Source organism: Aliihoeflea sp. PC F10.4 (assembly GCF_054612275.1).
Map to the genome: position 1 here is coordinate 2,343,547 of NZ_JBTSWH010000001.1, position 12,228 is coordinate 2,355,774.

General features: G+C 62.9%; 12 protein-coding genes and 1 tRNA gene. 8 read left to right on the forward strand and 5 right to left on the reverse strand.

Features of this window, described 5'->3' with window-relative positions; all coding sequences use genetic code 11:
* Positions 1-131 precede the first annotated feature (131 nt).
* The gene (locus tag ACX82Z_RS11950; RefSeq protein ID WP_459589024.1) at positions 132-1,520 is read left to right on the forward strand and encodes a methylmalonyl-CoA mutase family protein; all 1,389 of its coding nucleotides are present in this window, start codon (positions 132-134) and stop codon (positions 1,518-1,520) included.
* A 12-nt stretch (positions 1,521-1,532) separates the two neighbouring features.
* Here ACX82Z_RS11950 and ACX82Z_RS11955 read toward each other — a convergent pair whose 3' ends face one another.
* Positions 1,533-2,063, reverse strand: a complete 531-nt coding sequence (locus ACX82Z_RS11955) for a dihydrofolate reductase family protein (RefSeq protein WP_459589025.1) — start codon at positions 2,061-2,063, stop codon at positions 1,533-1,535.
* A gap of 48 nt (positions 2,064-2,111) precedes the next feature.
* Positions 2,112-3,110 carry an asparaginase gene (locus ACX82Z_RS11960; RefSeq protein ID WP_459589027.1) on the reverse strand — a complete coding sequence of 333 codons (999 nt, stop codon included), beginning with the start codon at positions 3,108-3,110 and terminating at the stop codon, positions 2,112-2,114.
* A 62-nt stretch (positions 3,111-3,172) separates the two neighbouring features.
* Between ACX82Z_RS11960 and ACX82Z_RS11965 the strand changes: the two genes are divergently transcribed.
* The gene (locus tag ACX82Z_RS11965; RefSeq protein WP_459589029.1) at positions 3,173-3,910 is read left to right on the forward strand and encodes a DUF3750 domain-containing protein; all 738 of its coding nucleotides are present in this window, start codon (positions 3,173-3,175) and stop codon (positions 3,908-3,910) included.
* Here the strand turns inward: ACX82Z_RS11965 and ACX82Z_RS11970 are convergent.
* Both ACX82Z_RS11970 and ACX82Z_RS11975 read right to left on the reverse strand, forming a co-directional pair.
* Positions 3,904-4,575: an SDR family NAD(P)-dependent oxidoreductase gene (locus ACX82Z_RS11970; protein WP_459589031.1), complete on the reverse strand. Its 672-nt coding sequence runs from the start codon at positions 4,573-4,575 to the stop codon at positions 3,904-3,906. The two genes, ACX82Z_RS11965 and ACX82Z_RS11970, sit on opposite strands and share 7 nt — an antisense overlap.
* Positions 4,572-5,738 (reverse strand): acetyl-CoA acetyltransferase, encoded by a 1,167-nt coding sequence (locus ACX82Z_RS11975; protein WP_459589032.1) that lies wholly within the window; start codon positions 5,736-5,738, stop codon positions 4,572-4,574. Before ACX82Z_RS11975 ends, ACX82Z_RS11970 begins: the two co-directional genes overlap by 4 nt.
* A 139-nt stretch (positions 5,739-5,877) precedes the next feature.
* On the opposite strand from ACX82Z_RS11975, the gene betI reads away from it, so the two are divergent.
* From betI to ACX82Z_RS12005, 6 genes are all read left to right on the forward strand, one after another.
* Positions 5,878-6,465, forward strand: a complete 588-nt coding sequence (gene betI, locus ACX82Z_RS11980; RefSeq protein WP_459589034.1) for a choline-binding transcriptional repressor BetI — start codon at positions 5,878-5,880, stop codon at positions 6,463-6,465.
* Between the two features lie 20 nt (positions 6,466-6,485).
* Positions 6,486-7,982, forward strand: coding sequence for a choline-sulfatase (gene betC, locus ACX82Z_RS11985; protein ID WP_459911715.1), 1,497 nt, complete (start codon positions 6,486-6,488; stop codon positions 7,980-7,982).
* 2 nt (positions 7,983-7,984) lie between these two features.
* Positions 7,985-9,637 (forward strand): choline dehydrogenase, encoded by a 1,653-nt coding sequence (gene betA, locus ACX82Z_RS11990; protein WP_459589036.1) that lies wholly within the window; start codon positions 7,985-7,987, stop codon positions 9,635-9,637.
* 60 nt (positions 9,638-9,697) lie between these two features.
* Positions 9,698-9,844: a hypothetical protein gene (locus ACX82Z_RS11995; RefSeq protein WP_459589038.1), complete on the forward strand. Its 147-nt coding sequence runs from the start codon at positions 9,698-9,700 to the stop codon at positions 9,842-9,844.
* A gap of 15 nt (positions 9,845-9,859) precedes the next feature.
* Positions 9,860-11,326: a betaine-aldehyde dehydrogenase gene (gene betB / locus ACX82Z_RS12000; RefSeq protein WP_459589040.1), complete on the forward strand. Its 1,467-nt coding sequence runs from the start codon at positions 9,860-9,862 to the stop codon at positions 11,324-11,326.
* A gap of 78 nt (positions 11,327-11,404) precedes the next feature.
* Positions 11,405-11,481, forward strand: a tRNA-Pro gene (locus tag ACX82Z_RS12005).
* A 270-nt stretch (positions 11,482-11,751) separates the two neighbouring features.
* Here the strand turns inward: ACX82Z_RS12005 and ACX82Z_RS12010 are convergent.
* The gene (locus tag ACX82Z_RS12010; protein WP_459589042.1) at positions 11,752-12,222 is read right to left on the reverse strand and encodes an invasion associated locus B family protein; all 471 of its coding nucleotides are present in this window, start codon (positions 12,220-12,222) and stop codon (positions 11,752-11,754) included.
* Between the last annotated feature and the right edge of the window lie 6 nt (positions 12,223-12,228).

Here is a 12,228-nt window from a genome sequence, read left to right on the forward strand (position 1 = left end):
CGTCAATAGGCGTGTACGCAACAAGATGATGCAAAAAGTTCGCATGCGGCCAGCGGCGCGTTGCGTGCGCCTGCCAGCCGCCTTAAGTTCTGCCCAAAGGCTGCGGCGAGGCGGCCGGAGGAAGGTTTGAAATGGAAGCAGCAAGTGTCGGCACCAGATCGTTTTCCGCGATAAAGCGGGAAGCCTGGCTGGAACGGCTGGCGGCGGAGCCGGCACGTACGGAACGTCTCCACTACGAGGTCGATGCGTCGGGCCTCCAAGCGCGCGCGGGCGGCGCGGCAGACTGGAAAATCCTGCAGCGCGTCGACGATCCCGATCCGGTGCGCGCGAACGCGCAGGCGCTGACCGATCTGGAAAACGGCGCGGACGGCCTCGCACTGGTCTTCGAAGGCGCGCCCAATTCATTCGGCTACGGGCTGCCGGCCTCGCCCGATGCGTTGCGCACCGTGCTTGCGGGCGTCCCGCTCGACAAGATTCACCTGCGCATCGACGCCCATCCGATGAGCCGCACGTCGGTCGATTGGATGGTCGACATCTTTGCGCGCTGGCCGAATGTCGATCCGGCCAAGCTCAGCCTCGCCTTCGGCGTCGATCCGGGCGCGATCTTCGCCGGGACGGGCCGCCTTCACATGTCGATCGAGGCGTTGCAGGCATCGATGCCGCAATCGCTTGCGCACTTCTTCTCGGTCGGCGCGCCGGCCGTTCTTCTGGAGGCCGACGGACGCGTCGTCCACAATGCCGGCGCGACGGACGCGCAGGAACTCGGCGTCATGCTCGCGGCGGCAGTCAGCCATCTGCGCATGTTCGAGGAAGCCCGCCAGCCGGTCGTCTATGCCGCGCCGCATATGGGCTTCGCACTCGCGGTCGGTCAGGACCCGCTGTCGACCATCGTGAAGATCCGTGCCCTTCGCAAATTGTGGGCGGCGGTCGAGGAGCATTCGTCGCTTCCGCCGAAGCCTGCCACGATCCATGCCGAAACCTCGTTTCGCATGATGAGCCGGCGCGATCCGGAAACGAACCTGACCCGCAACACGCTCGCCGCAGCCGGCGCCATTGGCGGCACGGCCAATTCGGTTTCCATCCTGCCGCACACCGTGCCGGCCGGCCTGCCCGAAAAGGCTGCGCGGCGCATGGCGCTGTCGTGCCAGACGGTGATGAAGCGCGAAGTGCAGTTGCGCCCGATCTCCAATCCGACGCCTTCGCCCGACCTTCAATATCAACTCATTGCATCTTTGTGCGAAACGGCGTGGGAGGAATTCCGCCGCATCGAAAACGAAGGCGGGCTTTTGCGCTCGCTTCTCGATGGGCGACTTCAGGAGCGCGTTCTGGAGGCGCGGCAGGCGCGCATCGAAAGCGTGCGCGGCGGACACAACGTCATCGTCGGTGCGACCGTGTTCGAGCCGCCGGTTCCCGTTTCGCAGGCCACGCTCGACGCGCCGGTCAAGCCGCTGCCCGAAACCGGCACTGTCTTTTGCGAAAAGCTCCTGCCGCGACGGCTGGAACAGGATGTTGTCGGATAAGCGATCGGCTCGCTACCCGGCCGGAACGTAGGTCAATCTGAGCGCGTTCCCGACCTCGTCATGCGCGGTCAAACGCAATAGTGGGCGCGGTCCGGCGAAGAACGGCTTGCCGGACCCAAGCACGACCGGATGCAGGCAAATCCGATATTCATCGATCAGGCCCGCTTTCGTCAGGCCGTGGGCCAATTCCGGCCCGCCGACCTGAATCTCACCATCGAACTCGTCTTTCAGTCGCCGGGCGAACACCTCGACATCACCGTCGACGAGTTCGGCGTTCGGGCCGACCGATTTCAGTGTTCGGGAAACCACCCATTTACGCCGGCCGCGCCAGACCCCGGCGAATTCCCGCAGGTCGGCGGTCCATTCGGGTCGGTCTTCGTCCCAATAGCGCATCACTTCGTAGAGCCGGCGACCGTAAAGGCTGCCGCTCAGCCCGCCAACTTCCTCGATGAAATGGCGAAAAAGGACCGCATCCGGTGCGAATCCGTCGTGATCGACATATCCGTCCAGTGACTGGTTCAGTCCGAAGAAAAGCTTCGCCATATCATCCGCTCATGCCGGTTCATCCAGCATAGCATGAACGCGCGATCTTTACGCGAGTTCGCCGGCAGGACGCACGACACCGACGTCGATCCCGTTCCAGTTCGTCATCACCTGCCGCGAAAGCGCGGCGACTTCTTCGCCGAGTGCATCGTCCGCAAGGCGGCCGATCAGGGCGCCGACCATCGTTTCGGCCGCACGCACCGCGCCGTCGTCGCATTTCAGGGCAAAGCCAAGTCCCAGTTCCGGCAGCGCGCCGCAATAGACACCCTCGGCCCCGACTTTCACGAATAGCCGGCCCGCCCCGAGCGTCATCAGCTTCGTGTCCACCCGGTCGGTCCCGGCGACATAGAACGGCTCGGCCATACATGCCTTGAAAATGCGTTTGGCCGCTTTCGCGCGTTCGGTGCCCAGCCCCTGCCCCGTCGCCATGCGGGCAAAGCCTCTCGCGAGGCTAGACAGCGGCACCGCATAGGTGGGGATCGAACAGCCGTCCGTACCGCACATGTCCACGCCATGGGCCGCGCCGGTCACCGCTTCCATCGCTTCGCGCACCATCTCCTGCGAACGATGCCCGGCCTTCACATATCCATGATGGTCGATGCCGAGATGCCGGCAGGTGCACACGAAACCAGAGTGCTTCCCCGAACAATTATTATGCAACGCGCTTGGCCATGCACCCGAGCGCGCCAGTTCGATCGTCGCTTCCTGACGGGTCGGCCAATGCGTCCCACACTCCAGATCGGCAACGGACAATCCCGCTCGCGCCAGAATCGATGCCGATCGCTCGGCATGGGCGGCCTCGCCGGAATGCGAGGCGCAGGCGAGCGCGAGGTCGGCCTTCGAAAACCCGAACGCATCGGCCGCGCCACTCTCGACCAGCGGCAGCGCCTGGATCGACTTCACCGCCGAGCGTGGAAAGACGGGCCGCGCGACATCGCCGATCGACAGCACCTCGACTCCATCGCCATCGAATACGCTGACCGCGCCGCGATGGCGGCTTTCGATCACATTTGCGCGGGTGACTTCGACCAGAACCGGATTTGCCATTATCTGTCCTCATGAAACTGCCCGCCAATACTCTGTCCCGCCCCCGAAAGGAAGCTCGCCAATTGTCGATCGCACTGCGTCTGTCCGGCCTCGTCTTTCTCGTTTTCATCCTTCCGGCACTGGCGACGCTCGGCTGGTGGACCTTCGCCGACCGCCCCCAGACATGGCGGATCGCCAACTGGTCTTCGGCGGGCCTCTTGCCACCGCCTTCAGCGGATAACGCGGCAATCTATGTGCTGGCGGCGCGCACGGGAGGGCTGAAAGGCGCGCTTTCGGTGCATAGCTGGATCGTCCTGAAGCGCCCCGGAGAGACGAGCTATGAGCGTTACGACAAGGTCGGCTGGGGCTCCCCGATCCGCCGCAACCATCGCGACGCGGACGGCTACTGGTACTCGAATCCGCCCTATGTCGTTCACGCCGTCGAGGGTGAGGCTGCCGAGCGCCTGCTGCCGCAATTCGATAGCGCGATCGCCGCCTACCCCTATTCGCAGCCGGGCGGCTATCGCATTTGGCCGGGGCCGAACTCGAACAGCTTCGTCGCCAATGTGCTCGATGCCGTGCCAGATTTCGGCGGCCGCCTTCCGTCCAACGCGGTGGGGCGCGACTATGTAGCGGGTCTTGGCGCATTCGGCCTGACGCCGGACCGGCGCGATTTCCGCATCAATCTCGGCGGCTATGCGGGCGTCACCATCGGCGCATCGAGCGGCATCGAGTTCCATCTGCTCGGCCTCGTCGCCGGTATCGACATCCAACGCTGGGGCATCAAGGTACCGGGATACGGGACGGTGTCGCTTTATTGACCCGCCTTCGAACGCCCACCATCCACCATCAGCGTGTGACCGCTGACATAACTCGCCTCGGGTGACAGCAGAAACGCGACGGCTGCGGCAACTTCATCCGCTTCGGACGGGCGGCGCAGCGGAACGTTCTCGATCGCGGCGTTACGGCGCCACGACACGCAGTTTACCCGCACGCCCTTCGGTCCAAGTTCCACCGCCAGCCCGTCGCTCAGCGCCTTCAGCCCGGCGCGGGCCACAGATGCGGCGATCCCCGCTTCGCTCTCGGCCAGCATGTTGACGACGGCAAGTTCGTCTGCGCGCCGCTCGATGGCCTCCCGGCATGTGCTTTGCACCGCGATCAATCCGAATTCGAGAGATTGCCGCAGCGTCTCGGCCGAAACGTCTTCCGGCGAAGTAGCGCCATCGCCTGGTAAGGCATTGACCAGTGCGGCGACTGGTCCAAGTGCGTCGACGCACTGGTCGAACGCTTCCGAGAGTTCGTCCTCGTCGGTCAGGTCGACGCGAATGAAGATCGCGTCCTCGTCGCCGAGACGGTCTTCCGCCTCGGCGAGCGCTTCCGCGTCAGCATCCATGATCGCGACCGGCCAACCGTCATCCAGCAGACGCTCGGCAACGGCGAGACCGATGCCGGATGCGCCGCCGGTGACGACGGCCGGGCGCTTCACTTGATGCGCTCGAGGATCGACACGTAGTTCGCGACCGCCGCGCCGCCCATGTTGAAAATGCCCGCGAGCTTGGCGTTTGGCACCTGTATGCCGCCCGCCTCGCCGGTCAATTGCATGGCCGAAAGCGCATGCATCGACACGCCCGTCGCGCCGATCGGATGGCCCTTCGACTTCAGCCCTCCCGACGGGTTCACCGGCAGGCGGCCGTTCTTCTCGGTCTGGCCTTCGAGCGCGATCTTCGCGCCCTCGCCACGCTTGGCCAGTCCCATCGCCTCGTATTCGATCAGTTCGGCGATGGTGAAGCAGTCATGCGTCTCGACCAGCGAGAGATCGTCGAGCGATACGCCAGCCGTCTTCAAGGCACGCGCCCATGCTTCTTCAGCGCCCTCGAAAAGCAGGATGTCGCGCTTCGACAACGGCAGGAAATCCTGCACATGCTCGTTGGCGCGGAAAGCGACGGCACGCTTCATCTTCAGCGCGGTCTTTGTGTCGGCGAGCACGATCGCCGCAGCGCCATCCGAAACAAGCGAGCAATCCGTGCGCTTGAGGGGGCCGGCAACGAACGGGTTCTTCTCACTCTCGTGCCGGCAGAAATCGAAGCCGAAATCCTTGCGCATCTGCGCGTAAGGGTTTTCGACGCCGTTCTTGTGGTTCTTCGCCGCGATCATCGCCAGCGCGTCGGACTGATCGCCATGGCGCTGGAAATAAGCCTGCGCGATGCCGCCGAAAACGCCCGCGAAACCGGCCGGCGTGTCGCCTTCCTCTGGCAGATAGGACGCCTTCAACAGGTTCTTGCCGATCTCCGGTCCCGGCGTCGTGGTCATCTGTTCAACGCCGACGACGAGCACGATCTTCGCAGCGTTGGCGTCGATCGCGCGAATGCCCTGCCGCACCGCAGCCGAGCCGGTCGCGCAAGCGTTTTCCACGCGCGTCGCCGGTTTGAAGCGCAGCCGGTCGTCAGCCTGAAGAACCAGGCTGGCCGTGAAATCCTGTGCCGTGAAGCCCGCATTGAAATGGCCGAGCACGATCTCGTCCACGTCCTCGGGACCGATCCCGGCATGGTCAAGCGCGTCCATGGCAATCTTGGTAATCAGGCTCTCGACGGTCTCGTCGGGCAACTTGCCGAACGCCGAATGCGCCCAGCCGACAATGCATGCAGTCATTTCTGAAAATCCTCCATAAGCTGGCCGATCCTACCATGCGTCAATTGCGCGCCGGAACCCGAAAACGGTGGGCCAGGATTGAAAAACAGCCATGCACAGGTTCTTGATTGACCAGTCAATTAAAGATAGACGTATCTTCATGCCAAAGCTGGGAATGGAACCGCTGCGCCGCAAGGCCCTGATCGACGCTGCGATCGCCGCTATTGGCGAGCGCGGCTCGCTCGACGTCACCATGGCGCAGATCGCGCAGCGCGCGGGCGTGTCGTCCGCGCTCGCCCATCATTATTTTGGTGCCAAGGACGACCTTCTCCACGCCACGATGCGCCACATCCTCGCCGAACTCGGCCGGGACGCGCGCGAGGCGCTGGCCAGGGCTCCGACGCCCGAAGCACGCATCCGCGCCGTCATCGCAGTGAATTTCTCGCCGGCCCAGTTCACCTCGCAGACGATCGCCGCGTGGCTGACCTTCTATGTCTTCGCGCAGCGCTCCGAGCCGATGCGCCGCCTGTTGCGCATTTATGCGCGCCGCCTTCATTCCAACCTCATGAGCGGATTGCGCCCACTCGTCGGCGATGCCGAAAAGACCGCCGAGGGCATCGCCGCCATGATCGACGGTCTCTACATCCGCCGCGCGCTGAAAGACGGCGCGCCGGATGCGGGGTCCGCCATCGCGCTCGTCAACGACTATCTCGATCTCCAGCTTTCCGTCCGGGGGGACAAGAATTGAAGCCGAACATCCTCATCATCATGGTCGACCAGTTGACGGGAACGCTGTTTCCGGACGGCCCGGCCGATTTCCTGCATGCCCCGCATCTCAAGGCGCTGGCTGCACGTTCTGCGCGCTTTGCAGCCAACTACACCGCCTCGCCGCTGTGTGCGCCTGCCCGCGCGTCCTTCATGAGCGGCCAGCTGCCATCGCGCACGCGTGTCTACGACAACGCGGCCGAATTTCCCTCGTCGATCCCCACTTTCGCGCATCATCTGCGCGCCGCCGGCTACTACACGGCTTTGTCCGGCAAGATGCACTTCGTCGGCCCGGACCAGCTTCACGGTTTCGAGGAACGGCTGACGACCGACATCTATCCGGCCGATTTCGGCTGGACGCCGGATTACCGCAAACCCGGCGAACGCATCGACTGGTGGTATCACAATCTCGGCTCCGTCACCGGCGCGGGCGTGGCCGAAATCACCAACCAGATGGAATATGACGACGAGGTCGCCTTCCTCGCCAACCAGAAGCTTTATCAGCTCTCCCGCGAAAGCGAGGACGATGACCGTCGCCCCTGGTGCCTGACGGTCTCGTTCACCCATCCGCACGACCCGTTCGTAGCTCGGCGCAAATACTGGGATCTTTACGAGGATTGCGACAAGCTCCAGCCGGAAGTCGGCTTCATCCCTGCCGACGCGCAGGACCCGCATTCGCAGCGGCTCTATCACGCCAGCGATTACGCCTCGTTCGACATCACTGAGGACGACGTTCGGAAATCGCGCCACGCCTATTTCGCCAATATCTCCTATATCGACGACAAGGTCGGCGAGCTTCTCGACACGCTTGAGCGCACGCGCATGGCGGACGATACGATTATCGTTTTCTGCTCCGATCATGGCGAGATGCTCGGCGAGCGTGGCCTCTGGTTCAAGATGTCATTCTTCGATGGCTCCTCGCGCGTTCCGCTGATGATCGCCGGACGCGGCATCGAGGCCGGCAACCACGCGACGCCGACCTCCAATCTCGATATCTGCCCGACACTCTGCGACCTTGCCGGCATCGACATGGAAGCGATCATGCCATGGACCGACGGCACCTCGCTTCGCCCCATGATCGACGGGACGGAGCGGCACGAGCCGGTGTTGATGGAATACGCCGCCGAAGGCTCCTACACGCCATTGGTCGCCATCCGCCACGGCCGCTTCAAGTTCGTGCATTGCGAGATCGACCCGCCGCAACTCTTTGATCTTGAATCCGATCCGGCCGAATTGACCAACCTTGCCGAAGACCCGGCCAACGAACAACTCGTTGCCGGCTTTGCCTCGCGCGTTCGCGAGTGCTGGGACATGGCGCGCTTCGACGCCGAAGTGCGCGAGAGCCAGGCGCGGCGCTGGGTCGTTTATCCCGCCCTGCGAAACGGCTCCTATTACCCGTGGGATTTCCAGCCGCTGCAAAAGGCGTCCGAGCGCTACATGCGCAACCACATGGACCTCAATGTGCTGGAAGATCGCCAGCGTTTCCCGCGAGGCGAATGATCATGCTCGAAGCCGATTACGTCATCGTCGGGTCCGGCTCGGCCGGCAGCGCGCTTGCCTATCGCCTGTCGGAAGACGGCAAGCACTCCGTCGCCGTCGTGGAATTCGGCGGCACCGATATCGGGCCGTTCATCCAGATGCCCGCGGCCCTCTCTTTTCCCATGAATATGAGCCGCTACGACTGGGGCTTTGAAAGCGAACCGGAACCGCATCTGGGCGGTCGCCGCCTCGCCACGCCGCGCGGCAAGGTCATCGGTGGGTCGTCCTCCATCAACGGCATGGTCTATGTGCGCGGCCATGCGCGCGATTTCGACCATTGGGCAGAAGAAGGCGCGGCGGGCTGGGCCTATGCCGACGTGCTGCCCTACTTCAAGCGGCTCGAAACCTCGCATGGCGGCGAGGCCGGCTGGCGCGGCACGAACGGCCCGATGCACGTCCAGCGCGGCCCGCGCGCCAATCCACTTTACGCGGCCTTTGTCGATGCAGGCAAACAGGCCGGGTTCGAGACGACGGACGACTATAATGGCTCCAAGCAGGAAGGCTTCGGGGCGATGGAGCAGACCATCCATCAAGGCCGTCGCTGGTCTACCGCCAACGCCTATCTGCGCCCTGCTCTCAAGCGCAAGAACGTGAATCTGATCAGTGGCTTCGTTCGCCGCATTGTCATCGAGAATCAACGCGCAACCGGCGTCGAATATGAAGCGCGTGGCGAGATCCGCTTCGTTAAGGCGAAGCGAGAAGTCATCCTCGCCGCGTCCTCGATCAACTCGCCCAAGCTTTTGATGCTGTCTGGCATCGGTCCGGCCGCACATCTTCACGACAACGGCATCGACGTAGTCGCGGACCGGCCGGGTGTCGGTCAGAACCTGCAGGATCATATGGAGCTCTATATCCAGCAGGAATCGACGAAGCCGATCACGCTCTATTCCAAGCTCAACTTGTTCTCCAAGGCGTTGATCGGCGCCGAGTGGCTGTTCTTCAAGTCGGGCCTCGGCGCGTCGAACCATTTCGAGGCGGCGGCATTCGTCCGATCCAAAGCCGGCATCGACTATCCCGACATCCAGTATCATTTCCTGCCCGTCGCGATCCGCTATGACGGCAAGGCCGCCGCCAAGGCGCACGGCTTTCAGGCGCATGTCGGACCCATGCGTTCGAAATCGCGCGGAGAGATTTCGCTGCGCTCCCCCGATCCGAAGGACAAGCCCGTCATTCGCTTCAACTACATGTCGCATCCCGACGACTGGGCAGAGTTTCGCCACTGCATCCGCCTGACCCGCGAGATCTTCGGCCAGTCCGCATTCGACGATTATCGCGGTCGGGAAATCTCGCCAGGCGTGGATGTGACGAGCGACGATCAGCTCGACGCCTTCATTCGCGAGCATGCCGAAAGCGCCTATCATCCCTGCGGCACTTGCAAAATGGGCCGTGCGGATGACATTCAGGCCGTCGTCGATCACGAGTGCCGCGTCATCGGTGTCGAGGGTCTGCGCGTCGCCGACTCCTCGATCTTTCCGCGCATCACCAACGGTAATCTCAATGCGCCGTCGATCATGGTCGGCGAAAAGGCGGCCGATCACATTCTCGGTCGCCAGCCTCTCAGTCCCTCCAATCAGGAACCGTGGATCAACCCGCGCTGGGAAACATCGGACCGCTAGCCTCGGCAGACGAACAACGCTAAACGCAACGTATCGTCATTCCACTCAGGCACGGACATCATGACCCGCGACAAGCTCTACATCATCATTGGCGGCCTCGCCGTCGTCGCCCTCGTTTTGGGCCTCTACATCTACCGCGAAGAAAGCCAGCCATCGGGCGTCGAAATCCAGATCAACGAGAGCGGCGTCTCGGTCGAGGAAAACTAGGCAAAGGAAGATCTCATGAAAGCACAGCCGAAGGCATCCCATTTCATCAACGGCTCATTCGTCGAGGACGAAGGGGGCCGCGCCATCGACGTGCTTTATCCCGCGACCGGCGAGACCATCGCAAAGCTCCATTCGGCAACGCCCAACATCGTGGAGCTTGCGGTGGAAGCCGCACGCGGGGCACAGGCCGAATGGGCCGCGCTCAAGCCCATCGAGCGCGGCCGCATTTTGCGTCGCGCAGCCGATCTCCTGCGCGAGCGTAATGACGAGCTGTCGCGCCTCGAAACGCTCGACACCGGCAAGCCCATTCAGGAAACGCTCGTCGCCGACGCGGCATCGGCTGCCGACGCGCTCGAATATCTCGGCTCCGTCGTCGCTGGCTTCAACGGCGAGTTCATCGAGCTTGGCGGCCCCTTTGCATACACCCGTCGCGAGGCGCTCGGCGTTTGCGTCGGCATCGGCGCGTGGAACTATCCGATCCAGATCGCTGCATGGAAATCCGCGCCGGCGCTCGCCATGGGCAACGCGATGGTCTTCAAGCCGTCCGAAACGACGCCGCTTTCGGCCCTCGCCCTTGCCGAAATCTACATCGAGGCGGGCCTTCCCGCCGGCCTGTTCAATGTCGTGCAGGGTTATGGCGATGTCGGCGCGGCACTGACCGCCCATCCTCATGTCGACAAGGTTTCGCTCACCGGCTCCATCCCGACCGGCCAGAAGGTCATGGCGCTCGCCGGCCAGCACATGAAGCACGCGACGATGGAGCTTGGCGGCAAGTCGCCGCTGATCGTCTTCGACGATGCCGATCTCGAAAACGCCATCGGCGGCGCGATGCTCGGCAATTTCTATTCGTCAGGCCAGATCTGCTCCAACGGCACCCGCGTCTTCGTCGAGGACGCCGTCTACGACCGCTTCCTCGACCGCCTTTCAGAGCGCACCAAGACGATCCGCATGGGCGACCCGCTCGATGAGGATGTCCAGATGGGACCGATCGTCAGCCGCGCGCAGCACGACAAGGTCATGGATTATATCCGCATCGGCCGCGAGGAAGACGGCGCGCGTCTCGTGACAGGCGGCAGTGCCCCGAAGATGCAGGGCTTCGACAACGGCAATTTCATCGAGCCGACCGTCTTCGCCGACGTGACCGACGACATGCGCATCGCGCGCGAGGAGATTTTCGGCCCGGTCATGAGCGTCTTGCGCTTTTCGGGCGAAGAAGAGGTCATCGCCCGCGCCAACGACACCGAGTTCGGACTTGCCGCGGGTGTCTTCACCGCCGATCTTGCGCGCGGCCACCGCGTCGTCTCGAAGCTTCAGGCCGGCACCTGCTGGATCAACACCTACAACCTCACGCCGGTCGAGATGCCTTTCGGCGGCTACAAGAAATCCGGCGTCGGCCGCGAGAACGCGCTCGCCGCGCTCGGCCATTACAGCCAGATCAAGTCGGTCTATGTCGAAACGGGGAACGTTGCGTCACCTTACTGACGCAAGCTTTTCCGGCGAAAGGTGGGCGTGGGCCTTGCGAGGCACCGCATCGCCGGTTATATCACCGCCGTCTGGTCGCGGAGTGTAGCGCAGCCTGGTAGCGCACCTCGTTCGGGACGAGGGGGTCGCAGGTTCAAATCCTGCCACTCCGACCAAGACTTTCAAGGGCTTGTGAGTTTCAATTCACGACCGCCCCACAGAAACGCCCTGCTCCTTAACCTTGATCTACAAGTTTTCCGTGACGTTGTTTGGTCCGGAAATATTCGTGCTAGGGCGAATGAGAACGATCTGCCTTGCAGCAGTTGGACTGACAGCGAGGGCGGCAATGGCTTCTTCTTTGGTTGATCGCAATCCCGACGACATACGCCAAAAACTCGGCGAGATGCTCGTCGCATGCTCCAGATACATCAGCGCAACAGCAGTGACTACAATCCGGTCAATTGGCTGAGCCTGTTTGTCGCCGACGTAAAGCCGCTGAGCGAGACCGGAAAGCTCATTTCCTGACCGTTGACCGTCATGACCTTGACGGCCAATGCGGTTCCCATCCGCAACTGACCAAGCATGGACTGGTCGATCTCGAAGGTGGCGATGCAACCGGTCGGCAGACACGTTCGGAACGATAGCGGGTCCATTTCCGCCCGATCATCGATTTGCAGGACGACGCCGCGGTCGAACAATATGCCGAAGGGCAGAAGTGCCGTCCCGCGGATCGTGCTGCCCTCGCGTTTGGAGATTTCGACGACCAACAATCGCTCACCGTTCTCGCGGGTTTGCTCCTGGCGAAGCAGGCAGGTCTGCGAAGCGTTGTCCGCCTGGCTGCACTGCAATCGCCAATCCTGAAACTCTTCGGTGACGCCGGTATTTTCCTCCTGCGCGAAGGCAAGGGAACTCGACAAGATCAA

Bases quoted from the DNA above. Each gene is read 5' to 3' on its own strand.
- betI (WP_459589034.1), top strand. From the start codon at position 5,878: ATGCCAAAGCTGGGAATGGAACCGCTGCGCCGCAAGGCCCTGATCGAC.
- betC (WP_459911715.1), top strand. From the start codon at position 6,486: ATGGTCGACCAGTTGACGGGAACGCTGTTTCCGGACGGCCCGGCCGAT.
- ACX82Z_RS11960 (WP_459589027.1), bottom strand. From the start codon at position 3,110: ATGGCAAATCCGGTTCTGGTCGAAGTCACCCGCGCAAATGTGATCGAA.
- ACX82Z_RS11995 (WP_459589038.1), top strand. From the start codon at position 9,698: ATGACCCGCGACAAGCTCTACATCATCATTGGCGGCCTCGCCGTCGTC.
- ACX82Z_RS11975 (WP_459589032.1), bottom strand. From the start codon at position 5,738: ATGACTGCATGCATTGTCGGCTGGGCGCATTCGGCGTTCGGCAAGTTG.
- ACX82Z_RS11955 (WP_459589025.1), bottom strand. From the start codon at position 2,063: ATGGCGAAGCTTTTCTTCGGACTGAACCAGTCACTGGACGGATATGTC.
- betA (WP_459589036.1), top strand. From the start codon at position 7,985: ATGCTCGAAGCCGATTACGTCATCGTCGGGTCCGGCTCGGCCGGCAGC.
- betB (WP_459589040.1), top strand. From the start codon at position 9,860: ATGAAAGCACAGCCGAAGGCATCCCATTTCATCAACGGCTCATTCGTC.
- ACX82Z_RS11950 (WP_459589024.1), top strand. From the start codon at position 132: ATGGAAGCAGCAAGTGTCGGCACCAGATCGTTTTCCGCGATAAAGCGG.